The 26272-nt window shown below is 63.1% G+C and carries 28 protein-coding genes; 21 read left to right on the top strand and 7 right to left on the bottom strand.

Annotated features, from left to right (window positions below; translation table 11 throughout):
* Positions 1-39 precede the first annotated feature (39 nt).
* Positions 40-186, bottom strand: coding sequence for a hypothetical protein (locus DBIPINDM_RS39175; protein WP_258584376.1), 147 nt, complete (start codon positions 184-186; stop codon positions 40-42).
* 195 nt (positions 187-381) lie between these two features.
* Between DBIPINDM_RS39175 and DBIPINDM_RS39170 the strand changes: the two genes are divergently transcribed.
* Entirely contained in the window at positions 382-1353 is a 972-nt protein-coding gene (locus tag DBIPINDM_RS39170) for a glycosyl transferase family 90 (RefSeq protein ID WP_258584375.1), read from the top strand.
* A 103-nt stretch (positions 1354-1456) separates the two neighbouring features.
* On the opposite strand, the gene DBIPINDM_RS39165 is transcribed toward DBIPINDM_RS39170, so the two are convergent.
* Positions 1457-2500: an aldo/keto reductase gene (locus DBIPINDM_RS39165; protein WP_258584374.1), complete on the bottom strand. Its 1044-nt coding sequence runs from the start codon at positions 2498-2500 to the stop codon at positions 1457-1459.
* A gap of 278 nt (positions 2501-2778) precedes the next feature.
* On the opposite strand from DBIPINDM_RS39165, the gene ppk2 reads away from it, so the two are divergent.
* Positions 2779-3699 carry a polyphosphate kinase 2 gene (gene ppk2 / locus DBIPINDM_RS39160; RefSeq protein WP_258584373.1) on the top strand — a complete coding sequence of 307 codons (921 nt, stop codon included), beginning with the start codon at positions 2779-2781 and terminating at the stop codon, positions 3697-3699.
* A gap of 225 nt (positions 3700-3924) precedes the next feature.
* Here the strand turns inward: ppk2 and DBIPINDM_RS39155 are convergent, their stop codons facing one another.
* From DBIPINDM_RS39155 to DBIPINDM_RS39140, 4 genes are all read right to left on the bottom strand, one after another.
* Positions 3925-4572, bottom strand: coding sequence for a dihydrofolate reductase family protein (locus DBIPINDM_RS39155; protein WP_258584372.1), 648 nt, complete (start codon positions 4570-4572; stop codon positions 3925-3927).
* Between the two features lie 189 nt (positions 4573-4761).
* Positions 4762-5304, bottom strand: coding sequence for a glyoxalase superfamily protein (locus tag DBIPINDM_RS39150; protein WP_258584371.1), 543 nt, complete (start codon positions 5302-5304; stop codon positions 4762-4764).
* 260 nt (positions 5305-5564) lie between these two features.
* Positions 5565-6596 (bottom strand): porphobilinogen synthase, encoded by a 1032-nt coding sequence (gene hemB, locus DBIPINDM_RS39145; protein WP_258584370.1) that lies wholly within the window; start codon positions 6594-6596, stop codon positions 5565-5567.
* A gap of 111 nt (positions 6597-6707) precedes the next feature.
* Positions 6708-7529 carry a DUF2066 domain-containing protein gene (locus tag DBIPINDM_RS39140; RefSeq protein ID WP_258584369.1) on the bottom strand — a complete coding sequence of 274 codons (822 nt, stop codon included), beginning with the start codon at positions 7527-7529 and terminating at the stop codon, positions 6708-6710.
* Positions 7530-7715: 186 nt separating this feature from the next.
* Between DBIPINDM_RS39140 and DBIPINDM_RS39135 the strand changes: the two genes are divergently transcribed.
* The 4 genes from DBIPINDM_RS39135 (at position 7716) to DBIPINDM_RS39120 (ending at position 11809) form a co-directional block, all read left to right on the top strand.
* Positions 7716-8759 carry an enoyl-CoA hydratase/isomerase family protein gene (locus tag DBIPINDM_RS39135; protein ID WP_258584368.1) on the top strand — a complete coding sequence of 348 codons (1044 nt, stop codon included), beginning with the start codon at positions 7716-7718 and terminating at the stop codon, positions 8757-8759.
* Positions 8756-9178: a DUF6163 family protein gene (locus tag DBIPINDM_RS39130; protein WP_258584367.1), complete on the top strand. Its 423-nt coding sequence runs from the start codon at positions 8756-8758 to the stop codon at positions 9176-9178. Before DBIPINDM_RS39135 ends, DBIPINDM_RS39130 begins: the two co-directional genes overlap by 4 nt.
* A 238-nt stretch (positions 9179-9416) precedes the next feature.
* Positions 9417-9932 (top strand): transcriptional regulator LdtR, encoded by a 516-nt coding sequence (gene ldtR / locus DBIPINDM_RS39125; RefSeq protein WP_013896002.1) that lies wholly within the window; start codon positions 9417-9419, stop codon positions 9930-9932.
* A gap of 623 nt (positions 9933-10555) precedes the next feature.
* On the top strand, positions 10556-11809 hold the full coding sequence (locus tag DBIPINDM_RS39120; protein WP_258584366.1) for a L,D-transpeptidase family protein: 1254 nt from the start codon (positions 10556-10558) through the stop codon (positions 11807-11809).
* 142 nt (positions 11810-11951) lie between these two features.
* Here the strand turns inward: DBIPINDM_RS39120 and DBIPINDM_RS43385 are convergent, their stop codons facing one another.
* Positions 11952-12677, bottom strand: a complete 726-nt coding sequence (locus DBIPINDM_RS43385) for a helix-turn-helix transcriptional regulator (RefSeq protein ID WP_318036922.1) — start codon at positions 12675-12677, stop codon at positions 11952-11954.
* 408 nt (positions 12678-13085) lie between these two features.
* Here DBIPINDM_RS43385 and DBIPINDM_RS39110 point away from each other — a divergent pair, with 408 nt between their 5' ends.
* The 15 genes from DBIPINDM_RS39110 (at position 13086) to DBIPINDM_RS39040 (ending at position 26113) form a co-directional block, all read left to right on the top strand.
* Positions 13086-14729, top strand: a complete 1644-nt coding sequence (locus DBIPINDM_RS39110; protein ID WP_258584365.1) for a Na+/H+ antiporter — start codon at positions 13086-13088, stop codon at positions 14727-14729.
* Between the two features lie 194 nt (positions 14730-14923).
* Positions 14924-16237, top strand: a complete 1314-nt coding sequence (gene glyA, locus DBIPINDM_RS39105) for a serine hydroxymethyltransferase (RefSeq protein ID WP_015318249.1) — start codon at positions 14924-14926, stop codon at positions 16235-16237.
* 99 nt (positions 16238-16336) lie between these two features.
* Complete coding sequence (locus tag DBIPINDM_RS39100; RefSeq protein ID WP_318036959.1) at positions 16337-16915, top strand: hypothetical protein; 579 nt, start codon at positions 16337-16339, stop codon at positions 16913-16915.
* A 32-nt stretch (positions 16916-16947) separates the two neighbouring features.
* On the top strand, positions 16948-17277 hold the full coding sequence (locus DBIPINDM_RS39095) for a GlpM family protein (RefSeq protein WP_258584363.1): 330 nt from the start codon (positions 16948-16950) through the stop codon (positions 17275-17277).
* Positions 17278-17356: 79 nt separating this feature from the next.
* Positions 17357-17839, top strand: coding sequence for a transcriptional regulator NrdR (gene nrdR / locus DBIPINDM_RS39090; protein ID WP_027028512.1), 483 nt, complete (start codon positions 17357-17359; stop codon positions 17837-17839).
* A 2-nt stretch (positions 17840-17841) separates the two neighbouring features.
* The gene (gene ribD / locus DBIPINDM_RS39085; protein ID WP_258584362.1) at positions 17842-18972 is read left to right on the top strand and encodes a bifunctional diaminohydroxyphosphoribosylaminopyrimidine deaminase/5-amino-6-(5-phosphoribosylamino)uracil reductase RibD; all 1131 of its coding nucleotides are present in this window, start codon (positions 17842-17844) and stop codon (positions 18970-18972) included.
* Between the two features lie 12 nt (positions 18973-18984).
* Positions 18985-19602, top strand: a complete 618-nt coding sequence (locus DBIPINDM_RS39080; RefSeq protein ID WP_258584361.1) for a riboflavin synthase — start codon at positions 18985-18987, stop codon at positions 19600-19602.
* Positions 19602-19805 (top strand): DUF1778 domain-containing protein, encoded by a 204-nt coding sequence (locus DBIPINDM_RS39075; RefSeq protein WP_258584360.1) that lies wholly within the window; start codon positions 19602-19604, stop codon positions 19803-19805. The genes DBIPINDM_RS39080 and DBIPINDM_RS39075 overlap by 1 nt, the downstream gene beginning before the upstream one ends.
* Positions 19806-19914: 109 nt before the next feature.
* Positions 19915-20409 (top strand): 6,7-dimethyl-8-ribityllumazine synthase, encoded by a 495-nt coding sequence (gene ribH / locus DBIPINDM_RS39070; RefSeq protein WP_172229648.1) that lies wholly within the window; start codon positions 19915-19917, stop codon positions 20407-20409.
* Positions 20406-20906 carry a transcription antitermination factor NusB gene (gene nusB, locus DBIPINDM_RS39065; protein WP_019857616.1) on the top strand — a complete coding sequence of 167 codons (501 nt, stop codon included), beginning with the start codon at positions 20406-20408 and terminating at the stop codon, positions 20904-20906. The genes ribH and nusB overlap by 4 nt, the downstream gene beginning before the upstream one ends.
* Entirely contained in the window at positions 20903-22120 is a 1218-nt protein-coding gene (locus DBIPINDM_RS39060; RefSeq protein ID WP_258584359.1) for an MFS transporter, read from the top strand. Before nusB ends, DBIPINDM_RS39060 begins: the two co-directional genes overlap by 4 nt.
* Before the next feature lie 181 nt (positions 22121-22301).
* A complete protein-coding gene (locus DBIPINDM_RS39055) occupies positions 22302-23213 on the top strand; it encodes an ABC transporter substrate-binding protein (protein WP_258584358.1) in 912 nt (303 codons plus the stop codon).
* 55 nt (positions 23214-23268) lie between these two features.
* Positions 23269-24432 (top strand): ABC transporter permease, encoded by a 1164-nt coding sequence (locus DBIPINDM_RS39050; protein WP_258584357.1) that lies wholly within the window; start codon positions 23269-23271, stop codon positions 24430-24432.
* Positions 24429-25367, top strand: a complete 939-nt coding sequence (locus DBIPINDM_RS39045; protein WP_258584356.1) for an ABC transporter ATP-binding protein — start codon at positions 24429-24431, stop codon at positions 25365-25367. The genes DBIPINDM_RS39050 and DBIPINDM_RS39045 overlap by 4 nt, the downstream gene beginning before the upstream one ends.
* Positions 25364-26113, top strand: coding sequence for an ABC transporter permease (locus DBIPINDM_RS39040; protein WP_258584355.1), 750 nt, complete (start codon positions 25364-25366; stop codon positions 26111-26113). The genes DBIPINDM_RS39045 and DBIPINDM_RS39040 overlap by 4 nt, the downstream gene beginning before the upstream one ends.
* Positions 26114-26272: the final 159 nt, after the last annotated feature.

The raw sequence follows: 26272 nt of genomic DNA, 5'->3' as shown, positions 1-26272 counted from the left end.
TGGATTGAGGCAAGGCCCGCATGTGCGGGCCTTTTGCCGTCATTCCGCTGTTTCGTTTTCGATCTCGCCCTCAGGCTTTGAACGTTCGCGCGCTGCAACCTTGGCCGCCAGCTTTTCGGCCTTCTTCGCCGCCTTCTGCCGGTCGCGTTCCTTGCGTTCCTGATCGTAGTTTGGTGCTCGCGCCATATCGGCTCCTTTTCATCGCCTTGCGGCTCTGACCCTGCCTAGGAGCATTAGCCGTCAAATACAACAGCTGAAGCGACAGTGCGGGCGCAGCCTCAGAGATCCGAGGGGGCTTGCCAGATCGGCGCCACAATGATGTAGGAAACGCGGGGCGCCAGCGTGTTGGGAGCTGCTCGTTTGTTTTTGATCAAGTGAACCATGGCCACAATCGCGCGGACGTCGGCAAAGGTTTTCTACTATGCGCGAAACGCGGCGCGCGATATCGTTCCACAAACCCTGTTCCGCCGCAGGCTGGCCATTCGCCTCGAAAAGGCCAGGCTTTGCGATGAGGCGGCGCGCCGACGGTTGAATTACTACAACAAGCTGCAGGATGGTTTCGCGCCAAGCGCCAATGCCATGCGCATCAGCAAGCTGCCCTTCACGCCGACCATGTACTATTACGACCTGAAGGAATTCGCCCGCTACTTCGATCCTGGATTGCTCATCGACATCGAATTCGGCGATGTCAGGAATGTGCCGAAGGTGCCGACGATCGTGAAGGACCGGCCGATCCGTGATGACGACGAGAACGCGGTCATCATGAAGCTCGACAAGTTCCGTCACTTCCAGATGCCGGCTGACGCCATCTCGTTCGCCGACAAGCTGCCGGCCGTGGTCTGGCGCGGCGATCTCAACAATCCGATCAGGACACGGTTCCTGCAAGCGGTGCGCGACCTGCCGTTCTGCGATGCCGGCTCGCACAAGCCCAACGCGCCGGCCGAATACGCCAAGCCCTTTCTCAGCATCAGCCAGCACCAGCGCTATCGCTACATCGTCTCGCTCGAAGGCAATGACGTGGCGACCAACCTCAAATGGATCTTGAACTCGAAGTCGCTCTGCCTGATGCCGCCGCCGACATACGAAACATGGTTCGCGGAGCGGCAACTCGAAGCCAATGTGCACTATGTGCCGCTCCAAGCCGATTTCTCCGACCTTGCCGAACATGTGGCCTATTTCGAACGGAACCCGGCGAAAGCAGAGCGCATCATCGCAACCGCGAACGCCTATTGCCGGATATTCAACGACGAACAGACCGAACAGGCGATCTCGCTTCTGGTGCTCTACAAATATTTCGTGCTGAGCGGTCAGATCAAACCGGATGCCGAGGTCTGGCGTTTCATCGAGGGCTAGTGCATGTCGCTCAAAAGAACGACATGCATCAACACGAAGACCTGAAGCGCGTCACCTGAATTCGCTTCGACGTGACGCGCTTGGGCGCTGCTCGCCTCTGCTGTCAGACGCCGCTTCGGTCAATCACGAGGTCGGCAGCACCAAAACGAGCCTTCGCCGTCAATTGCTGGTGCCAATAGGGGTAGAGCAGGGGCGGCCGGCTGACCGTGTCGAGGCGCTGGCGTTCGTCAGGGCTGAGCCCCAGGCTTGCCGCCGCGAGATTATCCTTGAGCTGGACATCGTTACGGGCGCCGATCACCAGCGAGGAGACGGTGGGGCGGCCGAGCAGCCAGGCAAGCGCCACTTGCGCCGCCGATACGCCGCGGGCCTTGCCGATCTCGACCAACTCATCGACGATCCGCCACAGCCGGTCCTCGTCGCGGATGGGCGGCTCGGACCAGCCGGCCAGCTGCCGTGCGGTCGGGCTGTCGCGGCGGTATTTGCCGGACAGCAAGCCGCCGGCGAGCGGGCTCCAGACCAGCACGCCCAGGCCCTGGTCGACCGAGATCGGCAGCAGTTCATACTCGGCCTCGCGGGCCTCCAGCGTGTAGTGGATCTGCTGGGTGACGAAACGCTGCTGGTGATGGCTGTCGCTGATCCCGATCGCCTTCATCACCTGCCAGCCGGACCAGTTGGAGCAACCGATATAGCGCACCTTGCCCTGGCTGGCCAAAGTGTCGAGCGCGGCGATCGTTTCCTCGACCGGGGTAAGGCCATCCCACTGGTGGACGAAATAGATATCGATGACGTCGGTCTTCAGCCGCTTCAGGCTCTTTTCGCATTCACGGATCAGATGGTGGCGCGACAGGCCTTCGTCGTTGGGTCCGCTGCCGATCCGCATGCGCGCCTTGGAGGCGATCAGCACATCGTTCTTGCGTTTGCCGCCGAGCGCCTCGCCGATGATCTCCTCCGACAGGCCGTTCGAATAGACATTGGCGGTGTCGATGAGGTTGATGCCGGCGTCGATGCACATGTCGATCATCCGCTTGGCTTCGGTAAGATCGCTGTTGCCGACCGCGGCGAACGGGCCTGCGCCGCCGAAGGTCATGGTGCCCAAAGTCAGTGTCGAAACCTTCAGGCCGGAACGGCCAAGGGTGCGGTATTCCATGTCGGTCCTCGCGATTGTGTTGAATTGGGGCGCCGCGAAGGGCAGCCCGAAATGCGACCGGGGATTTGTAGGACAATTCGGCCAGCTTGTCGCCATGCAATGATGATGGATCGACTAGACATCGCCGACTCCACAGCGCGCCAATCGCGCTTGGGCTGCAATAAAACCGTCACTGCCGGCCTATATTGAATCGGCTAAGGTGTTTCCATTCCAGGCCGCAGGCCAGCAGTTTGGGGTGCCGGACATGAACCGACAGGCTTGCAAGCGGAGCAACCGATATGACCGAGCTAAGACAGAATTCTCCCGCCAAGGACTGGCTCGAAGCCGAGCTCGCCGACACGCTCGACGAAGATTATGAGCTCGAAATGTCGGAGCCGGCGCTGTCGATGGAGATCGCCAAGATCTACAAGAACGCGCATCCGCCTTCGATCGACCGCATGCAATATTTTCGCGACCTGATCAGCTTGCAGTCCGAATTGATCAAGCTGCAGTCCTGGGTCGCCTATCACAAGAAGAAGCTGGTGGTGATCTTCGAGGGTCGCGATTCCGCCGGCAAGGGCGGCGTCATCAAGCGCATCACCCAGCGGCTCAATCCGCGCATCTGCCGCGTCGTGGCGCTGCCGGCGCCGACCGAGCGCGAGAAGTCGCAATGGTATTTCCAGCGCTATGTGCCGCATCTGCCGGCCGGCGGCGAGATCGTGTTGTTTGACCGCTCCTGGTACAACCGCTCCGGCGTCGAACGAGTGATGGGATTTGCCGATGGAGGTCAGGTCGAGGAATTTTTCCGCGACGTGCCGGAGTTCGAGCGCATGTTGGTGCGCTCGGGCATCACTGTCGTGAAATACTGGTTCTCGATCACCGACGAGGAACAGCAGATGCGCTTCCTGATGCGCATCCATGACCCGATGAAGCAGTGGAAGCTGTCGCCCATGGATTTGCAATCGCGCGTGCGCTGGGAGCAGTACACCAAGGCCAAGGAAGAGACCTTCGCCCGCACCAACATTCCCGAGGCGCCCTGGTTCATCGTCGAGGGCAACGACAAGAAGCGGGCGCGGCTGAACTGCATCGATCATCTGCTCAAGCAGATGCCGTATGAAGAGGTGCCGCACGAGGACATTACGCTGCCGGAGCGCGTCTTCAACCCCGAATACGAGCGCCAGACGCTGCCGCGCGAGCTTTACGTGCCGGAGAAGTATTGAGTGATTTCTTCCTTCTCCCCGTCACTATACGGGGAGAAGGTGCCCGAAGGGCGGATGAGGGGCGGCGCCGATCTTGACAATTGAACGCGGGCGGAAGCGATGCGCGGGTGTTGCCATTTGCTATTGGCGGTGCCGTCGGAAACGCAATCTTCAACCGGTCGCGCCGCCCCTCATTGCCCTGCCGGGCATTTCTCCCCGTATAGTGACGGGGAGAAAGAGCTGTAGCTACGTCCGCTTGATCACCACATGCGTGGCAAGCGGCGTCGCCACCTGCTCGCTGCACTGGTAGCCTAGCTTCAACATATCCAGGCCGGCAAAAAGGTTCTCGCCTCTGCCAAGCAGCACCGGCGAGATTGCCAGATGCATCTCGTCGATGAGCTTTTCCTGCAAATACTGGCGGATGGTGGCGACGCCGCCGCCAACCCGCACATCCTTGCCATCAGCCGCCGCCTTTGCCTGCTCGAGCGCCGAATGGATGCCGTCGGTGACGAAGTGGAAGGTGGTGCCGCCTTCCATGGTGATGGGTGCCCGCTCGTGGCGCGTCAGCACGAAAACCGGCACATGGTAGGGCGGGTTGTCACCCCACCAGCCTTTCCAGCTGTCGTCAGGCCATTCGCCGCGGATCGGCCCGAACATGTTGCGGCCGAGGATCCAGGCGCCGACATTTTCGAAACTGCGAGCCGCGAACGCCTCGTTGATATCGGTGGTGCCGCCATCTTGTCCGAGCACCATCTCACGGAAGGTGCGGGTGTCGACAAACCACTTGTGCAAGGATTCCCCTCCGACGCCGAGCGGATTTTGCAGATTCTGATCGGGACCGGCGCCATAGCCGTCGAGCGATAGGGTGAATGCGTTGACGCGAAGTTTGGGCATGGAGATCCTCCTCGATAACCAATTATGTTTTGCAATCGGTTTTCTTGTAGCAAACCGATTGCAGGTCACAAGCGGTGTTCCCTACGATGGAGACACGTCCTGACATCGTCGCCAAGTGACGTCCGGAATTTTGCGTAGCGATACGCTGCGGTGGCCACTGGTGGTCGCCGAAGCAGACGCAATATCAGGCTATTCGCCGGTGAGTTCCATGAAGCGGATGTGGTTGCTGAACGGGTCGATGACCTCGACCGTCAGCCGCCCGTCTTCGTGCTCGAGACCGGGCTTCATATAACGGTAGTCCTTGGCCGCAAGCTCTTTGTGAAAGTCGCGGATGGCTTTCATGTACACCACCATGTTGCCGCCCGGCGTCGCGTCGCCGGCATGTTCAGACAAATGCAGGACCAGGTTGCCGCGCGAGACCTGCGTATAAAGCGGGAAGTTGTCGCCGTAACGGTGCTCCCAGTCCACTGCGAAGCCGAGGTAGCCGAGATAGAATTCGTGCGCCTTGGCGACGTCGAAGATGCGCACGATCGGCGCCGTCCTTTCGAAAATGATCGTTTCCTGCCGGGCCGCCGGCGCATCGATTTTCGCCGACAGGATGTTCCAGGTCGCCAGTCCGAACTGGCGCGCGACGATCTCCAGGGCCTCGCTGTGGCTGATCGTCAGGTCGCGGGCGGCAAGCGCCTCCCGCATGGCTTTCGCCATGGTCTTGGCATCACGATAGGCAAGCATGTCCGTTTCCTCGGGTCACGGCGAAGTCTTCGTCAGTGCCCGCATTGCCGACGCCTTCGCCCGACGGTGAAACGGGTCAGGAAGCATCCTCTGGAGGCGTTCGCCATACCTCTCGGCGAGGTGCGGGCTGCCGGCCGCCTCCGGCCGTGCCGCCATCGTAGCCGGGTCACGCCGATCTTGTCAGCGGGAATTCGAAAGAACCACCGGCCGGTCGAAAGAGTGGTGACAGCTACTGAAAGGCCTTGCCCGGGAAGTCGGGGTTACCCCTTCAGCATCTGCGCCACTTCCGGCGCGAAATAGGTCAAGATGCCGTCGCAGCCGGCGCGCTTGAAGGCGAGCAGCGATTCCAGCATCGCCTTCTCGCCATCGATCCAGCCATTGGCGCCCGCCGCCTTGATCATCGAATATTCGCCCGACACCTGGTAGGCGAAGGTCGGCATCTGGAATTCGTCCTTCAGCCGGCGGATGATGTCGAGATAGGGCAGGCCGGGCTTGACCATCAGCATGTCGGCGCCCTCGGCGATGTCCTGCTCGGCCTCGCGCACCGCCTCGTCCGAATTGGCGTGGTCGATGTAGTAGGTCTTCTTGTCGCCCTTGAGCAGGCCGGCGGTGCCGACCGCCTCGCGGTAGGGGCCGTAGAAGGCCGAGGCGAACTTGGTTGCGTAGGACATGATCGCCACGTCCTGAAAACCGTTGGCGTCGAGCGCGTCGCGGATGGCGCCGATGCGGCCGTCCATCATGTCGGATGGCGCGATGATGTCGGCGCCGGCCGCCGCCTGGATGACGGCCGCCGCCGCGACCTGTTCGACCGTTTCGTCGTTGACGATGATGCCGTCGCGCAGGATGCCGTCATGGCCGTGGCTGGTGAACGGATCGAGCGCCGCGTCGGTGATGATGCCGATCCCGGGCACCGCGTCCTTGATGGCGCGGGTGGCGCGGTTGATGATGTTCTCCGGGTCGAGGATGTGCGAGCCGGTCTGGTCGCGCAAGCCGAGTTCGACATTGGGGAAGGTGGCCAGCGCCGGAATGCCGAGCTTTGCCGCGCGTTCGGCCTCCTTGACGGCAAGGTCGACCGACAGGCGGAAGACGCCCGGCATGGCGGCGATCGGCTCGCGTACATTCCTGCCCTCGACGACGAAGATCGGCCAGATCAGGTCGTCGACCGAAAGCCGGTTCTCCTGCACCAGGCGACGTGACCAATCGGCCTTGCGCATGCGGCGCAGGCGGCGGCTGCCGGTGATGTCGTCGACGCTGCGCGCGCCGGCTGGCTTGGTCGGGGTGAATTTGTTCATGGCCAAAACTCTCGTTCGGCGGCTTTTACCACGAGCCCTTGGTGCTGACCAATGCGACACGATTGTGCCAGCTTTCCTTCGCCCCGTTTACCGAGAGGCAGCGTGGATCTCTCAAGGCTGGCCATTGCCCGAAAGAATCTGTGCAGCGCCTCCGATTGCCACGCGGAACGCCACGTCGAAGCTGACGCCACGCACCTGCCAGCGATAGGTCTTGCCGTTGTTGGCCAGCCGCCAATCGGCGATCCAGCCGAGCTCTTTGTCGCTCCACACGATGCTGCCGACGAGCGCCTGCGCGCCACCAACCTGTTTGGCCAGCAGGTCCAGCCTTGCCATGTCGTCGGTGCGCAGCGCTTTTTCGCCCAGGTCGGCTATCTGCGCAGCCTTCGGAAATGCGACATGCATCAACAGCGGACCGGTGGCATTGGCGAAAGACTCGCGCATCGTCTCGCCACGCTCCTCCTCGGCGCTGAGCACGAAATGCCGAGCGCCCTGTTCGGTGGTGAGAAAGACGGCGAGCGTTGGTCGCTCGCCAAGCCAGGGCCTGCTGCCGAGCGAAGCCAGCAGCTTGTCGACCGTGGCGGGCTTGTAGAGACAGGTCAGATCGTGCGGTCGGTCGTGCGTGCCCTGTTCGTCATGGATCGGAATGCCTTCCAGCCGGTCGTGGTAGCGGAAAGTGTCGACGAAGTCGCCAGCCCTGTCTCGTAGTGCCAGCATTTCCGGCTTTTTCGGCAGCCGCTGATCGCCTGAGACCCTGACCAGGACCCGGTCCAGGCAGTCCCTGAAGCCTATCTGGCGGTTCACCTCGCCCTGGCCGGTGACGATGGTCTGCGACTGGTAGAGATCGTTGGTCGTGATGGCGAATGCAGCGCGCGGCGCAAGGCCGGCGATCACCAGCCCGACCGTCAAAAGCGCGCGACGAAGAAATCCGGACATGGCCAACTGTCCCCCCGAAGCCGTCCGCGCGCAATATCGGCGCGTCGTTTGCGACGGCGGCGATCTTCGTAGCACCGGCCGCCGCCGGTCGCAAAGACCGCGGCGGAAAGGCTGCTGCCATTGACGCACCCATGCGCCGCCTTTAGCACTTCAGTCCCGCCGGCGCGGGGGAGGGATTCTTTCACGATGGATTTTGGCGGCGGCGACGAGATCCGCTTCGAACATCTGGGCCGGGCCGGCGTCGTCACGCTGACGCGGCCGCAGGCGCTCAATGCCGTCACCCATGGCATGGTCAAGGCGCTGAGCAAGGCCCTGCGTGCCTGGGAGCGCGACGACGGCGTGGACGTCGTCGTCGTCAAGGCCGAGGGCAGGGCGTTTTCGGCAGGCGGTGACATCCTGCACATCTATGAAGCCGGCCGGGCTGGAAAGCCGCCGGTCGAGTTCTTTGCCGACGAGTACCGGCTGAACGCCCGCATCAACAGCTTCAAGAAACCCTATGTGGCCCTCATCGACGGCATCGTCATGGGCGGCGGCGTCGGCATTTCCTTTCACGGCTCGCATCGGGTGATGACCGAAAATGCCCAGTTCGCCATGCCGGAGGTCGGCATCGGCTTTTTCCCGGATGTCGGCGCCAGCCATTTGCTGCCCGACCTTGGCGGCTCTTTCGGCATGTATCTGGCCCTGACCGGCAACCGCATCCGCTATGGCGACGCGCTGTGGTCGGGGCTCGCCACCCACACCATCAAGGCCGAAGACCAGGCGAGCTTTCTTGATCGGCTGGCGCTGACTGGCGATCCGGAATCGGTGTTGCGCGGTTTCTTCGTCCAGGCGAAGCGGGAGACCGACAGGCCGACGCTGGAGGCGATCTCGCGCCATTTTAACCAGCCGTCGCTGCAGGATGTCGTCGATAGCCTGGACCACGCGGCAGGCACCGACGAGTTCGCGGCAAAGACGCTGGCGACGATCCGCATGCGCTCTCCGACCAGCCTTCGCGTCGCCTGGCGGCAGATCAGCGCCGGGCAGACCTTGTCGATGGACGAATGCATGAAGATGGAGTTCCGCATCCTCGACCGCATGCTTGCCGGCCACGATTTCTACGAAGGCATCCGCGCCGCCATCATCGACAAGGGATCGAAGCCGCAATGGCGGCCGGCAAGTCTCGATGCGGTCGGCGAGGCGGATGTCGACGCCTATTTCGCCCCGCTCGGTGAACGGGAACTCCTGGCATGAGCGAGGTCACTTCGAGACGGGTCGTGCTTCAGCCATCGACGGTCGAGGTGATCTTCGCCTGGTTCCAGCGCGTCATCGCCGGCTACTGCCTGCTGTTCGGCATCCTGTACTGGATCAAGCTGATCGGCTTCTACCCGGGCCCGCTCTGGCGCTTCGACCTGATGCCCGTACACTGGCAGGTGGCGGCGGTGATGCTCGCCGTGTTTTTCCCCTTTGCCGCGGCGGGCTTGTGGATGCTGGCCTCCTGGGGCCCAGTGATCTGGTTTATCTGCGCGGTCACCGAGACCGTGATGTATGCCGGTTTTCCCGAGCTTTTCGGCCATCGGCTGCTGATCGTCGTCTCGCATGCGGCGGTGGCGCTGCTCTACGTCGTCTTTCGCGTCGTCATCTGGCTGCAGAAACGCCCTGTACGGCACTAAGCCGTTGAGGGCATTGGCGACTTGGCAAACGCCGGCTTTGAGCCCCGCGATATCTGCCTAAGCCTTTAGGTTAATTATCCTTGCTCGGGTGACCGTTCGTTAAGCCTCTTTCGAAACCTCTTACCGGTAAGCTCTTGTTAGCCCTAGCGTTTAAGTCGAATTTTATGAGTATTCGATAGTGTCGCGATCAAGGTGAAAAACAAAAAATCACCAGGGCGACAAACGAGAGGCAAAGACAATGATCAATTCGCGTCCGGCGGCGAAGACCGCCAACGTATCTGACGATCGCCGCGAGGCTATCCGTTCCCTGTACATGGAATCGCTGCAGCTCGTCGAGCGGCTGCACCGCCGCCTGCTTGATGTGATCAAGGACGAATTCGACCGCAACGGCCGTTCCGACATCAATGCCATCCAGGCGCTGCTGCTCTTCAACATCGGCAATTCCGAGCTGACCGCCGGCGAGCTGCGCTCGCGTGGCTACTATCTCGGCTCGAACGTGTCCTACAATCTGAAGAAGCTGGTCGATCTCGGCTTCATCAACCACCAGCGCTCGCGCATCGACCGCCGTTCGGTCCGCGTCTCGCTGACCCCGAAGGGCAACGAAGTCGCGGACGTCGTCGCCGGTCTCTATGAGCGCCATGTCGGCTCGATCGAACAGGTCGGCGGCATCAACACCGACGAGTTCAAGCAGATGAACCGCGCCCTGCAGCGGCTCGACCGCTTCTGGAACGATACGATTGCATACCGGATGTAAGACACCGCATCAGATCTGGCCCGCGCCATAGAAGCGCGGCCGAAATAGCGACCTTCAGTCAGGGCCGGTGCCGAAAAGCACCGGCCTTTTCTTTTCGGATTTGGCTGCAGACATGTGTCGGGCTACGGCATTGGTCGACAGAACTTTGAGGGGCACTGGCAGCGCCGATTGCAGTCTGAATTACCTCGCGGAGTTCTGGAACAGCAGGGCGACCGCGCGGCTCCAGCAGAACTCTTCCCGCTCTGGCGCAGTTGATCCGCGCTTAGGAATATACGTGTTGTGTAGCGGCAGACATCGACCCTATCTAAGCAATCGATGTCGTGGCAGACAACAACGGTTCGGTGCCGAAAAACCACGCCCCTTTCATTTCGCCTTGCCGGGCGGCCCAAATTGGGCGCAAGGCCACGTTGCCGCCATATTCCAATGGAACCGAGGGTGGCAGTGATGCTGTCGTGAAGACCATGCGTCCACCCGCAACCGTATCGCGCCTCGTGCGTTTCTCGCCAACGTGATACGGGCCATGGTTGGCTAATTGTTAAGATTGCCAATTTTAGAGTGCGGGCGAGATCGCCCGATGATCGACGCAGCAAATGATCGAACCGCTACCTATGTCTGGAACGTCCATGAGAACCAGTCGCCGTTTTTTCCTTTCCGGAGCTTCGTTGCTCGCCGCCGCCATGGTGGCCGGCCGTGCGAACGCGCAGGATGTGATCGGGGATATCCTGAAATCCTCGGCCCGCGGCAATTGGGACGACCAGTTCGACGCCCGCGCCAGCGAAGGCGGCAAGGTGGCCTCGACGCTGCCGATCTTCAGCCCGCAGACTGTCGCTTTCACCGAACAGGCGGTTGCGCAATATCAGAACATCGCCGGGCAGGGCGGCTGGCAGCCGGTTCCCGACACCAAGAAACTGCAGCTCGGCGTTGACGATCCCGATGTGGTGCCGTTGCGCAAGCGCCTGATGGTTTCGGGCGACCTGTCGCAGAGCGCCGGCATTTCGACGGCCTTCGATTCCTATGTCGACTCGGCGGTCAAGCGCTTCCAACTGCGCCACGGCCTACCCGCCGACGGCGCGATGGGCAAATACACTTATGCGGCGATGAACGTTTCGGCGCAGATTCGGCTTGGCCAGCTGCAGACCAATCTGCAGCGGCTGAAGGAGAAGGCCGGTACGCTGGGCAGCCGTTATGTGCTGGTCGACATTCCGGCGGCGCAGGTCGAGGCGGTGGAGAACGACCGCGTCGTGCTTCGCCACACCGCAATCGTCGGCAAGATCGATCGCCAGACCCCGATCGTCAATTCCAAGATCAACGAGATCATCGTCAATCCGTACTGGAATGCGCCGGTGTCGATCGTGCGCAAGGACATCATTCCGCTGATGCGGAAAGATCCCAACTATTTGAAGAACAGCCATATCCGCCTGTTCGCGCCGGATGGCAGCGAAGTCGATCCGATGAACGTGGACTGGTCGACCGACGATGCCGCCAAGTACCGGTTCCGCCAGGATCCCGGTTCGGAAAACGCCATGGCCTCGGTCAAGATCAACTTTCCGAGCCCGGACGGTGTCTACATGCACGACACGCCGCAGCAGAGTCTGTTCGGCAAGATGATGCGCTTCGATTCCTCCGGCTGCGTGCGCGTCCAGAACGTGCGCGATCTCGTCACCTGGGTCCTGCGCGACACGCCCGGCTGGGACCGCCAGCATTTCGAGGCAGCGATCAAGACCGGCCAGAACACGCCGATCCAGGTCACCAACCCGGTGCCGGTGCACTTCCTCTATCTCTCGGCCTGGTCGACCGGACCCGGCGTCGTCCAGTTCCGCGACGATGTCTACGCGCTTGACGGCGCCAGCGAGCTGCAGATTACATCTTCGCTCTAAGCGTCTGATAATTATAGCGAAAGGCCGCTCAAAGGGCGGCCTTTTTATTTGCGGGAACGTTGGTTGTTTCGACGCAATTCCCAAGGGAAAGCGCCACGCGCTTTTCCCGGGAAAACCGCTTCACACTTTTCCTGGAATTGCTTTAAATCAGCCGCTGATTGACCAGCCGCGCCACCGCTTGCGCGCGATTGACGGCGCCGAGCTTGCGCCTGGCATTGTCGACATGGAAGCGCACCGTCGCTTCGGCAATGCCGAGGATGACCGAGATTTCCCAATCCGTCTTGCCTTCGGCGACAAGCGCCAGGCTGTCGCGCTCGCGCACCGTCAGCCGGACGGCGGCGGCGGGTGGTGGCGTTGTCAGGCTCATCAGCCGTTCCGTCAGCATGAGACCGGCCATCTGGATGGCAAAGCTCTCGTCTGCCGTGAAGTCGCGCTCGTGGAAGCCGAGGTGCAGCGAGGCTATGGCGCCATCCGCTCCGTAGGAGGTGGAACACAGCGCATCATTGATCCCGGCCTCGCTGAGCGCCTCCCAATAGACGCCGAACTCAGCGCGGTCGCGCGGGGCAAAGTCGGAGAAGCGGTAGCGCGTGCGGCTTTCGCGGATCGCGCCGAGCAACGGGTTGCACTCGAAACAGACATAGTCGAAGGCAGGGCTGCCCGGCCAGTTCGCCGGCGCCAGCCGCGTGATGAAGCCGCCGGCCGCCCAATGGCTGGCCGAAGTCAGCGTCGCTGACGGCCTCCGGTAGAGACGGGTCTGCAGATAGGAAGCGCCAAAACTTTCCATCGCCGCGAAATAAGCGGTGCTTGCGCCCTCGGCCGTTGCCGACGCCAGGGCCGGTTCGGCATGTGCCATGATCCGCGACAGCATCGATCGAACCCCCGCTCGCCAGCCGTAACGCAGCGTGACACAGCCTTATATAAGCTGCAAGGCTGCCGCCCGGCGAAAGCCACCTGTCAACCCCGCGCTATCGGGAGGTTGATGCTGGACTATGCTCGATTATCCAGAAAAGGAGCGGCGCTGGCTTCCGGCATTCATGCCCGAATGTTTGGACACCGGCGCGCAGCATAGGCACGCCGACCGTTGGGGGGTCGGCGTGCGGCCGGCCACCTGGTGCCCCTAGGCAGCCTTGCGCTGACGCCAGGTGCCGGCCTTTTTCTGGCATCGGCTTCTTGCTGGCCACTCGTTCTGCTGTCCTCTCGGCCATCGCTCCGCCAGCGCTGTCTGGACGCGACGCCGATGATTGCGCATGGTCCCGCAAACAGCCGGAATCGAGCCATGCAAACCGCCATCTTCATTCTCGTCGTGCTCGTCTTCGTCGCCGTTTCCGGCGCGCTGGTGTGGCTGGTGCGGGTGCCGCTGCCGGTCCTGCAGATCGCCATAGGCGCCGCCCTTGCCTGGCCGGTGCGTGGCATCCATGTCGAGATCGATCCGGAACTGTTCCTGCTGGTGTTCATTCCGCCGCTGCTGTTCAGCGATGCTTTTGGTGCACCCAAGCGTGAGCTGATGGCATTGCGCGGGCCGATCCTCGACCTTGCCATCGGCCTTGTCTTCTTCACCATCGTCGGCTTTGGCTATGCCTTGCACTGGCTGGTGCCGAGCATTCCGCTGGTGGTTGCCTTCGCGCTCGCGGCAGTGCTGTCGCCGACCGATGCGGTGGCCGTCTCCTCGATCGTTGACAGGAACGTCGTCCCGGCGCGCCTGATGCACATTCTGGAAGGCGAGTCGCTACTCAATGATGCGTCGGGCCTGGTCATGTTCCGCTTTGCCGTGGCGCCAGCATTGACCGGCAGCTTTTCCTTTGCCGCCGCCTCGCTGAGCTTCCTCTATGCCGTCGCGGTCGGCATCCTGGCCGGCGTTGCGGCGCTGTTCGTCGCCGCCAAGGCGCTGCAACTCTTGAACCGCATCGGCGGCGTGCCGGCCGAGGCGCAGGTGCTGATCACCATCCTGCTGCCCTTCGTTGCCTATCTCGGCGCCGAGCATTTCGGGGCCTCGGGCATCCTGGCGGCGGTGACCGCCGGCCTGCTGACAGGAAGCACCGGCATATTCCGCTTTCTCGGCGTCTCGGCGCGCATGCAGACGATTTCCTTGTGGACGACGTTTTCCTTCGTCTTCAACGGCGCGCTGTTTATCGTGCTCGGCCTGCAGCTGCCCGAAATCATCCGCAAGGTGCCGCCGGAACTGTCCAGCCGCCATTGGCTCTTGGAGCCGGTCCTGACGGTTCTGCTGCTGACCCTTTGCCTGATAGGCCTGCGCTTCGTCTGGATCTGGATTGGCGACATCGCGGCGACGCTTGCGGCGCGGCTCGGCAAGCGCGAAGCCGAACCGTTCGGCCTGCGCGTGCGGCTCGCCGGATCGGTGGCCGGCGTGCGTGGTGCCATCACGCTGGCTGGCATATTGTCGCTGCCACTGGCCCTGCAGGACGGGTCACCATTCCCTGCGCGCGACCTGGTCATCTTCCTTGCCGCCGGCGTCATCATCTGCTCCCTGGTGATCGCCAGCCTTGCCTTGCCGGTGATTGCGCGCGGCCTGGTCGAGCCCGGCGAAGATGCCGGCGATGCCGAGGAACGCATGGCGCGTGTCGGCGCGGCGAAGGCGGCAATCGCCCGCCTTGAGAGCATCGCGCAGACGGATGAAGAGGAGGGCGATGTGCCAGGCGTCAGGCTCGCCGCAGCCAACGGCATTGTCGCTGCCTACCAGCGGCGCATCGCGGCGTCCGACGAGGCGAATGAAGCACGCGCCGAGGTGCGCGAGGCGGGAAGGCTTGAGATCGATCTCACGCTCGCCGGCATCGCCGCCGAGCGTGACGCCTTGCGCGCCATGCTTCAGCGCGGCGAGATCAATGATCACACAGCGCGGGCGCTGTTCACCGAGATTACCCTGACGGAAGCCCTTTTGAACGGCAGGCAGACGCAGAAATAGGACTTGCGATGCCCAGGGGCTGTGGATTTGCAGTCTCTGCCGCAAACCGGCCAGCAAATTTCGCGCTGCAAACGTGGCGGGTCGAAAACAACTGTGTTAATGGCGCGGCAATGCATGTCGCCCAAAGCTGTGCAGCGGTTTTGGGGCAACGATATGCATAAACACATTGCCCCCGAACCGGAGGATTTCAGGCCATGGCAACAGCAGCGGCAGCGTCGAACAAATTCGAATCCTTCTTCGAAACCACGCTGGAAGACGCCGATCCGGAGATTTTCGGCGCCATCCGCAACGAACTCGGTCGCCAGCGCCACGAGATCGAGCTGATCGCCTCGGAGAACATCGTTTCCCGCGCGGTGCTCGAGGCGCAGGGGTCGATCATGACCAACAAATACGCCGAGGGCTATCCGGGCAAGCGCTACTATGGCGGCTGCCAGTTCGTCGACGTGGCCGAGGAATTGGCCATCGAGCGGGCGAAGAAGCTGTTTGGCTGCAATTTCGCCAACGTCCAGCCGAACTCCGGCAGTCAGATGAACCAGGCGGTGTTCCTGGCGCTGCTACAGCCCGGCGACACCTTCATGGGCCTCGACCTCAATTCCGGTGGCCATCTCACCCATGGCTCGCCAGTCAATATGAGCGGCAAGTGGTTCAAGGTCGTTTCCTATGGCGTGCGCAAGGACGACCATCTGCTCGACATGGACGCGATCGAGAAGACCGCGCATGAGACCAAGCCGAAGCTGATCCTGGCCGGCGGCACCGCCTATTCGCGCATCTGGGACTGGAAGCGCTTTCGCGAGATCGCCGATGCGGTCGGCGCCTATCTGATGGTCGACATGGCGCACATTGCCGGCCTCGTCGCCGGCGGCGTGCACCCGTCGCCGCTGCCGCACGCGCATGTGGTGACGACGACCACGCACAAGTCGCTGCGCGGTCCGCGTGGCGGCATGATCCTGTGCAATGACGAGGACATTGCCAAGAAGATGAACTCGGCGGTGTTCCCCGGCCTGCAAGGCGGCCCGCTGATGCATGTCATCGCCGCCAAGGCGGTGGCCTTTGGCGAGGCGCTGAAGCCGAGCTTCAAGGTCTATGCCGAGAGTGTGGCCGCCAACGCCAAGGCGCTGGCTTCGAGCCTCAAGGAGACGGGTCTCGACATCGTCTCCGGTGGCACCGACAACCATCTGATGCTGGTCGATTTGCGCCCCAAGAACGCCACCGGCAAGCGCGCCGAGGCAGCCCTTGGCCGCGCCAACATCACCTGCAACAAGAACGGCATCCCCTTCGACCCGGAAAAGCCTTTCGTCACCTCGGGCGTGCGCCTCGGCACGCCGGCCGGCACCACGCGCGGCTTCGGCCAGGCCGAGTTCCGCGAGATCGGCAAGCTGATCGCCGAAGTTCTGGACGGCCTGAAGGTCGCCAATTCCGACGAGGGCAATGCCGCGGTCGAAGCGGCGGTCAAGGCCAAGGTCGTGGCGCTGACCGATCGTTTTCCGCTCTATCCTTATCTCGGTTGACCATCCTTATCTCGATTGACCGGGCGCGAAGCGTCATCTCTTATTCGCCGGCGGTGCGTCACCCCTGATCGGGTGACGCATGGAACTGGAGAATTGATGATGCGCAATTTTCGTCTCGCCTCACTCGTCACTGTCGGTTGGCTGGCCGTTTGCGGGTCCGCGTCGGCGCAGACGCAGCCAGCCCCGGAGATGCCTGCCACCAGCACCTTCGGCAAATGGACAGTCATCGTCGATGTGCTCGACACCGGTCAGGATGCGAGCAAGACGTGTGCGGCTTCGACGGCGTTCTTCGATGCAAATGGCAATTCGGGCACGCTGACCTTGTCGATCTCAACCGGCGATGCGCTGCCGCCCGATGCCTATCCGGCTATCATGCTCACCGTTGACAACAAGGAGCTGCCGACCGGCAAGAAGATCGCGGCGACGTTCGGCGATCCCGGCGTCAAGGTTTCGGCAACGGTCTATTCCAACGATGCCGTCATCGGCCGTCCGAGCTGGACGGTCGACAATCAGGCCAAGACCAGTCTCGCGCTGCTGCGAGCCATGCGCCAGGTCATCTCGCTCGATGTGACTTTCGGCAAGAACGTTGTCGCCAGCATCCCGATGGATGGCTTCACCAAGGCCTACCGCAACCTCGGAACATCCTGCGGCTTCCCGACCAAGGACGTCGCGCCGTGACGCAGATCGCCGGGTCGGAATAGGGGGCGCGGATGGACATTGTCTGGAAGGGTGTGGTCGGCGGACTGGTGACGACGCTGATCGTCTGGGCGTCCAGACGGGGCAATGTCCTGCCCGGGATACTGCCTTTGGCGCCGACCTTTGCCGTCATTGCCTTGCTCGCCGTGGGTGCCAAGGGTGATCCGGGCGGTTTCCGCGATGCCTGCCTTGCCGGTATGAAGACAATTCCCGCCTATCTTGCTTTCCTCGGCGCCTGCTGGCTGTTCATTGACAAGGTCGACTATCGCCTGGCTGTTGTCGGCGGCATCGCCGTCTGGCTGGTTGCCGCGCTGGCAATCTTCCTCGCGCCTCGCTATCTCTGAAGAAACGGAACTGCTTCAACCCGAACCGGAAAGGCTCTAAGCCTTTCGCCTCACCAGATTCGCGAACCCAAGGCTTTTCATGCGCTGTCCCTATTGCCAGTCCGAAGATACGCAGGTGAAGGATTCGCGCCCCGCCGAGGACGGCGCGGCGATCCGCAGGCGGCGTGTCTGCCCCGATTGCGGCGGCCGTTTCACCACCTTTGAACGCGTCCAGTTGCGCGATCTGGTCGTGGTCAAGAAGTCGGGCCGGAAAGTGCCGTTCGACCGCGACAAGCTGCTGCGCTCGGTCGAGATCGCGGTGCGCAAGCGCAATGTCGATCCCGAGCGCATCGATCGCGCCGTGACCGGCATCGTGCGCCAGCTCGAAAGCTCCGGCGAGACGGAAGTGGCTTCCGGTGAGGTCGGCAAGCTGGTCATGGAAGCGCTGAAATCGCTCGATGACGTCGCCTATGTGCGTTTTGCCTCGGTCTACCGCAATTTCCGCGAGGCCAAGGATTTCCACGAGCTGCTGGGCGAGCTGAAGGGCGACGAAGACAAGAGTAGTGAAGAGGAAGCCGGCTGAGCATGGCAGCATCGCAACTGAGCGGGGCCGAGCAAGCGGCCCTTGACCGCCGTTTCATGGCCGCGGCCCTGCGGCTGTCGCGCAGGAATGCGGGCCGGACCTCGACCAACCCATCCGTGGGAACGATCATCGTGCGCGATGATGGCGCGGGGCCGATGATCGTCGGCACCGGTGTCACCGCCGTCGGCGGCCGGCCGCATGCCGAGACCGAGGCGTTGGCCGAGGCCGGCGAGCTGGCGCGTGGCGCTACGGCTTACGTCACTTTGGAGCCCTGCGCTCATCACGGCCGCACCCCGCCTTGCGCCAATGCGCTGGTCAATGCCGGCGTTGCACGCGTCGTGGGGGCTGCCAGCGATCCCGATCCGCGCGTCTCCGGCAAGGGCTATGCCATCCTGCGCGCCGCCGGTATCGAGGTGGTGGAGAAGGTGTTGGCGGGCGAAGCCGCCGAGCAGATGGCCGGTTATCTCATTCGGTCGCTCAGAAAGCGCCCGGAAGTGATTCTGAAGCTTGCGCTTTCCAGCGACGGCAAGATCGGCAGGGAAGGCGCCGGCCAGGTTGCGATTACAGGCGATATCGCCCGCCGCGAAGTCTACCTGATGCGGGCCGAGGCCGACGCCATTCTGATCGGTATCGGCACGGCGCTGGAGGATGATCCGGCGCTCACGGTCCGCCTGCCGGGGCTGGAGAACCGCTCGCCTGCCCGCATCGTGCTCGACCGGCAGATCAGGCTGCCGGAGACTTCGAAACTGGCTTCGGGCGTGGATCGCGTGCCGCTCTACGTCGCCGCTTGCCTGGAGGCCGATCCGCAGCGGCGGGCGGCGCTCGAACGCGCCGGCGTGCGCTTCATCGGCACCGAAACGCATGAAGGCGGGGTGGCATTGCCGGAACTGCTCGAGGATCTGGCGGCACTCGGCATGGCAAGCGTGCTGGTCGAGGGCGGCGCCAGGGTGGCCAGCGCTTTCCTGGCCGATGGGCTGGTCGATCGTATCGTGCTGTTCCAGGGGCCGGAAGCGATCGGCGAGGACGGCATTGCATCGCCGATCGACGCTGACCATATCCCGGCTGGATTTCGCAAGCTGCGCGAGATGCGGTTCGGCGAAGACGGCTACGCCGAGTGGGTAAGAGACCTCTAGGGATCAGCATCGATGTTTACCGGAATTGTCACCGATATCGGCACCGTGGCGGCCGTCAAGCCGTTGAGCGAAGGCGTCGGCCTGCGCATCGACACCGCCTATGATCCCGAGAGCATCGCTATCGGCGCCTCGATTTCGTGCGGCGGTGTCTGCCTGACGGTCACGGCTTTGCCCGACCATGGCTCGAACGCGCGCTGGTTCGAGGTCGAGGCCTGGGAAGAGGCCTTGCGGTTGACCACGGCCTCGATGTGGAAATCCGGCAGCAAGGTCAATCTCGAACGGGCGCTGAAGATCGGCGATGAGCTCGGCGGCCACATCGTTTCAGGACACGTCGATGGAACCGCCGAGATCGTCGAGCGCAAGGATGAGGGCGATGCGGTGCGTTTCACGCTGGAGGCGCCGCGCCATCTGGCGAAATTCATCGCGCCAAAGGGTTCTGTCGCGCTCGACGGCACCTCGCTCACGGTCAACAAGGTCGAAGGCACCCGCTTCGACGTGCTGTTGATCCACCATTCGCTGACCGTCACCACCTGGGGCGAGCGCAAGGCCGGCGACCGCGTCAATCTCGAGATCGACACCATGGCCCGCTACGCCGCGCGGCTTGCCGAGGCGGCGAAAGAGGGGCTTTGATGGCTAAGGACAAAATAAGTTCCACGCGAGGAAAAAAGCCGAAGCGTGAAGCACAGACCGATGCGAACAACGAGGAGCATCAGCAGCTCAATCTGTCGACCAAGGACCGCAGGGTCTTCGTTGAAGCCCTGATCAATCGGCAACCGGTGAACGATCGTCTGCGGGATACGGTGCGTCGCTACCGTCAAGCTATCGGCGTTTGAGCACCGCAAATCCGTTAAGTTCAACGGACCTCTGGCACCTCCCACAATCTTCCGCTTGCGATCAATCCGGCTTCGGCCTAAGTCACCGGCAACCCCCCCGGAGATTTTTATGGCAGGCACATCCCAACACGGCAAAGCCTTCATTCGTCCGAAGGCGAAGGCGCATCTGCTCATTGTCGAAGCGCGCTTTCACGACGACCTTGCCGACGCGCTGCTCGACGGCGCCACAAGCGCGCTTGATGAAGCGGGCGCGACCTACGACGTCGTCACCGTTCCAGGTTCGCTCGAAATTCCCGCAGTGATCACCTTCGCGCTGGACGGCGCAGCGGAAGGCGGCACCAACTACGACGGCTTCGTTGCGCTCGGCACCGTCGTTCGCGGCGACACCTATCATTTCGACATCGTCGCCAATGAATCCAGCCGCGCGCTGATGGACCTGTCCGTGCAGGACTCGGTCTGCATCGGCAACGGCATCCTGACCACCGAAAACGATGCACAGGCATGGACGCGGGCCAAGCGCTCGGAAGGCGACAAGGGCGGCTTTGCCGCGCGCGCGGCGCTGACCATGATCGCGCTCAAGGAACAACTGGGAGCGCGATCGTGAGCGAACCCGCTTCGCCCGGACAGCCCGCGGTGCGCCACGCCAACAAGCGCGGCGCCGCCCGTCTGGCCGCCGTGCAGGCGCTCTATCAGATGGATGTCGCCGGCAGCGGCGTCTTCGAGATCACCGCCGAATATGAGGCGTTTCGCCTTGGCAAGGAAGTCGACGGCGCGCTCTACCGCGAGGCGGATGCCCAATGGTTCCGCGCCATCCTGACCGGCGTCGTCGAGAACCAGAAGACCATCGATCCGGTCATCCGCCAGGCGCTGACCGATGACTGGCCGCTGTCGAGGCTCGATTCGACGCTGCGCGCCATCATGCGCGCCGGCGTCTATGAACTAATGAAGCGCGAAGACGTGCCGGTAGCGGTGATCGTTTCGGAATATGTCGACATCGCCAAGGCCTTCTACGAGGAAGACGAGCCGAAGCTGGTCAATGCCGTGCTCGACCGCGTGTCACGCCGGGTGCGCGGCGAGGGGCGCGGCAAGGACGCATCGTGACGGCCATCGCCGTCGAGGCGCCTAAGGATGCGCGGCGCACCGCGCTGATCCTCGCCGCCTCGCAGGCGATTATCGGCTCGGCGGCACCCATCGCCATCTCCATGGGCGCACTGGCCGGGCAATATCTGCTCGGTCCCGACAAATCGCTGGCGACGGCGCCGATCACCGGCTTCAACCTTGGCGTGGCGCTCGGCGCTTTGCCCGCCGCGGCCATCATCCGCAGGCTGGGCCAGCGCGGCGGCTTCATGACTGGAACCGTCGTCACCGCGCTTGGCGGCCTGATTGCAACATTGGCGCTTTTCCACGGCAGTTTCTGGTTGTTCGCTTTCGCGCTGCTCGTGATCGGCATCGGTGGTGCTTTCGTCCAGCAGTTCCGCTTCGCCGCCGCCGACAACGCGCCGCCGCAGTTCAAGGCGCGCGCCATCTCCTTCGTGCTGGCCGGCGGCATCGTCACCGCCATCCTTGGGCCGCAGATCGTCATCTTCACCCGTGAATTGTTCGCGCCGGTGATGTTTGCCGGGTCGTTCGCCTCCATCTTGCCGCTGGCAGCCGTGGGCGCCATCATCCTGTCGTTTCTGCGGCTGCCGGCGAAGGCGGTGGGCAAGGTCGACATTGCCGACGGTGATGCCAGACCCCTGTCCGAAATCGTCACCAAACCGCGCTTCGTCGCCGCGCTGTTTTGTGCCGTCGGCAGCTATGCGCTGATGAGCTTCGTCATGACCGGCGCACCGCTGGCCATGGTCGGCTGCGGCCTGTCAGAGGATGATGCGACGCTGGGCATCTCCTGGCACGTCATGGCGATGTTCGCGCCGAGCTTCTTCACCGGCTCGCTGATCCATCGCTTCGGCGCCGAGCGCATTGTCGCCACCGGCCTCCTGCTATTGATCGGTTGTGGTGCCGTTGCCTTGTCGGGCCTGGCGCTGTGGCAATTCTGGACGTCGCTGATCCTGCTCGGCCTTGGCTGGAATTTCAGCTTCATCGGCGCCACCGCCATGGTGGCGGCAAGCTACCGGCCGTCGGAAAAGGGCAAGGTGCAGGGCTTCCACGACTTCGCCCTGTTCGGTTCCGTCGCTTGCGCGTCGCTGCTGTCGGGCATGGTCTACAACGCCTGGGGCTGGGAGATGCTGAACTGGATGATCTTTCCGGTCACCGTTCTGTGCTTCGTCGCACTCGGTGCGCTCAAGATGACGGCTCTGCGCAAGGCGAGCGCCTGATCCTCGAACTGCTGTCGACTTGGCATGATGCTGTCAGGATTGCTTCGGTTGAATTTGCCGATCCGAAACAAAATTATTGCGTCTGTACCTATTGTTATGAAACCGTGTGCCCCGACTGGCCGTTGAAGCCATGCTCATATGCGGCCAACCGCATTCCGGTTCACAGCAAGGGGTTTTCACAATGTTTTCAGTCAAGGTTTTCGCCAGCGCGGCATTGGCGCTGGCCATCACGGCGGCTTCCGCCAGTGCCCAGGTGGTCGTCTCCTCGAAGATCGATACCGAGGGTGGCGTGCTCGGCAACATCATCCAACTCGTTCTCAACGCCAACAACATCAAGACCACTGACCGCATCCAGCTCGGCGGCACGCCGGTGGTGCGCAAGGCGATCACCGCCGGCGAGATCGACATCTATCCCGAATACACCGGCAACGCCGCCTTCTTCTTCGAGAAGGCCGATGACCCAGTCTGGAAGGATGCCGCCAAGGCCTATGAGACGGCCAAGAAGCTCGACTATGACGCCAACAAGATCGTCTGGCTGTCGCCGGCGCCGGCCAACAACACCTGGGCGATCGCGCTGCGCAAGGAAGTGACTGATACCAACAAGCTCGCCACGCTGTCGGACTTCGGCAAATACGTCGCCGGCGGCGGCAAGGTGGTGCTGGCGGCCTCGGCCGAGTTCGTCAATTCGGCGGCAGCACTGCCGGCCTTCCAGACCACCTATGGCTTCAAGCTGAAGCCCGAGCAGCTGATCACGCTCTCCGGTGGCGATACGGCGGCGACCATCGCCGCTGCGGCCAACCAGACCAGCGGTGCCAACGCCGCCATGGTCTATGGCACCGACGGTGGCATCGCGCCGTCCGGCCTGGTCGTGCTCGAGGACGACAAGGGCGTTCAGCCGGTCTACCAGCCGGCGCCGATCATCCGCGAATCCGTGCTCAAGGAACATCCTGAGATCGAGACGCTGCTGAAGCCAGTCTTCGCCAAGCTCGACCTCGTCACGCTGCAGGAACTGAACGGCCGCGTGCAGGTCGGCGGCGAGCCGGTCAAGGGCGTCGCCGAGGACTTCCTGAAGAAGAACGGCTTTCTGAAGTAGGACGATTCCGGCGCGCCGCTCGCATGGCGCGCCGGAACGACCGACGGGGGAGGGCGTGAATATCCGCTTCGACAAGCTCGGCGTGGTCATTGCCGCGATCGCGGCCTATGCGGCGTTCCTCGCCCCCTTTGCCACGTTCCGCGCCAACCGCATCGTTCCGGGTCAGGCACGTTCGATTCTCGAGGCGTTGCCGGCAACGACAGGATGGTTGCTGCTCGCCATCATCGTCGCTGCAGCGCTCATTGCACTGTTCAGGACACCGCTCGTGCTGCGCCTCGCCGCTGGCGTCGTCGCGCTTGCAGCGCTCGCGCTCCTCATCGGCGTCGCCGGCACATTCTTGACGCCGGCCGGCAACACCTTCGCCAGAGTATCGCCAGCCTCCGGTTTCTGGATCCTCATTTTTGCCTTTACGCTTTTGCTGGCCGATGTGCTGACAAGGCTGAACCTGTCGCCCGTGGCGCGAGTTGGCGTGCTTATCGTCGCGGCTTTGGCGATCGGCCTGCTGTTGATGTCTGGAAGCTGGGACAATCTGTCGATCCTGAAGGAATATTTCAACCGCGCCGACAGTTTCTGGGCCGAAGGCTCCAAGCATGTGACGCTGGCGCTCGGTTCGCTGGCCGCCGCGGTGATCGTCGGCCTGCCGCTCGGCATCCTCTGCCACCGCGTCGAAAGGCTGCGCGCCGGCGTGCTCAACGTGCTCAACATCATCCAAACCATTCCCTCGATCGCGCTGTTTGGCCTGCTGATCGCGCCGCTCGGCTGGGTCGCTACGCATGTGCCGGGGGCGGCCGCGCTCGGCATTCGCGGCATTGGTACCGCACCCGCCTTCGTGGCCCTGTTCCTCTATTCGCTGCTGCCGGTGGTGGCCAACACCGTGGTCGGTCTTGCCGGCGTGCCGCGTGCTGCCAACGACGCTGCGCGCGGCATGGGCATGACCGACCGCCAGCGCCTGTTCGGCGTCGAGTTTCCGCTGGCCTTTCCGGTGATCCTGACCGGCATCCGCATCGTGCTGGTGCAGAACATCGGCCTCGCCACCATCGCCGCTCTCATTGGCGGTGGCGGCTTCGGCGTGTTCGTCTTCCAGGGCGTCGGCCAGACGGCGATGGACCTGGTGCTGCTCGGCGCCGTGCCGACGGTCGCGCTCGCCTTCGCCGCCGCCATCATCCTCGATGCGGTGATCGAAATGACTGCCACCAAGCGCAGGGTTGAAACGGCATGATCGAGATCGAAGGCATCACCAAGGTTTATGACGCGACAACGGTGGTCAACGACGTATCGATGGTCATCGAGCCGCGCACGGTATGCGTCATTGTCGGCACATCCGGCTCGGGCAAGACGACGCTGCTGCGCATGATCAACCGGCTGGTCGAGCCGACATCAGGCATCATCAAGCTCGACGGCGCCGACAATCGCTCTGTGCCCGGTTACGAACTGCGCCGCAGCATCGGCTATGCCATCCAGGGCCACGGCCTGTTTCCGCATCGAACCGTGGCGCAGAACATCGCCACCGTGCCGGTGCTGCTCGGCTGGGACAAGGACCGCATCGACGCCCGCGTCGATGAACTGATGACGCTCTACCAGCTTGATCCGCAGGCTTACGGGCCGCGCTACCCGCACGAACTGTCCGGCGGCCAGCAGCAGCGCGTCGGCGTTGCCCGCGCGCTCGCCGCCGAGCCCAACGTGCTTTTGATGGACGAGCCGTTCGGCGCGCTCGACCCGATCATCCGCACCAAGGCGCAGGAAGACCTGCTGGCGATCCAGAAGCGCTTCGGCACCACCATCATCCTTGTCACCCACGATATGGAAGAGGCCGTGCATATGGGCGACAAGATCGCCGTCATGGATGCCGGCAAGCTCGTGCAATACGCCAAACCCGCCGAGATCCTGGCAAACCCGGCCAGCAGCTTCGTCGAGACGCTCGTCGGCGCCAGCGAAAGACCCTTCAGGCTGCTGTCGCTCGGACGTGTTCGCGACGCCGTGGAGAATGGCACCGCCGATGGCGAAGCCATCCCCGGCGAAGCCAGCCAGCGCGACGCGTTGGCCGAGCTGTTGTGGTCGGGCCGGCCGGCGCTGCCGGTGAAAGGTGCCGACGGCACGCCGCTCGGCCGGGTCACGGTGGACGGGCTGGTCAAGCGCGCGGCGAGGCCGGCATGAAAGCCTGGCTGCCGGCGCTGCTGCGACTTGCCCTTGCAGTGCTGCTCGTCGCCTTCCTCACCAACCCCGGCTGGTTCGAGCCGTTGCTGAAACCGTTGACGGAGAACAATGCGCCGGTGATCTACAATCAGGGCAGCCTGCTGACCTTGACGCTGCTGCATCTGGGCACCGTGCTGATCGCCACGGTGGCTGCAACCATCGTTGCCGTCGCGCTTGCCATCCTGGTCACGAGGCCCGCTGGTGCGGAATTCCTGCCGCTGTCGCGTAGCCTGGTCAACATTGGCCAGACCTTTCCGCCGGTGGCGGTGCTGGCGCTTGCCGTCCCGGCAGTAGGCTTCGGCGAATGGCCGACGCTGATCGCGCTGTTTCTCTATGGCCTGCTGCCGATCTTCGAGAACGCGCTGACCGGGCTGACGACGCTGCCGGCCAATGTGATGGAGGCTGCGCGTGGCGCCGGCATGACCGGCTGGCAAAGGCTCACCAAGGTCGAGTTGCCGCTCAGCTCACCGATCATCCTGGGCGGTATCCGGTTGTCGGTTGTCATCGGCCTTGCCACCGCCACCATCGGCTCGACGGTGGCTGCCAAGACGCTAGGCGAGGTGATTATCGCCGGCCTGCTGTCCAACAATCTCGCCTTCATCCTGCAGGGCGGCCTGATCGTGGCGGCCCTTGCCGTGCTGATCTATGACGGACTGTCGGCGGTCGAGCGCTATGCGGCGCGGCGGATGGGACGCGAGGCGCAGTAGTCCCCAGGGAAGCCGATGGTTTTGTTGGCATGATCCCCTTGCGTCATTTCAATCGATCTAAATCAAGGGCCATGCAGGCAGGGCTGTCACGGCTTTTGTCTTTTGGGCGAAAGCCGGGCAAAAACCGAACAATATCTTGACGTTCCGAGCCCTGTTTCG

The organism is Mesorhizobium sp. AR02 (assembly GCF_024746835.1).
In the GTDB taxonomy this organism is placed as follows: Bacteria; Pseudomonadota; Alphaproteobacteria; order Rhizobiales; family Rhizobiaceae; genus Mesorhizobium.
This window is presented reverse-complemented; position numbering and strand designations above follow the sequence as displayed.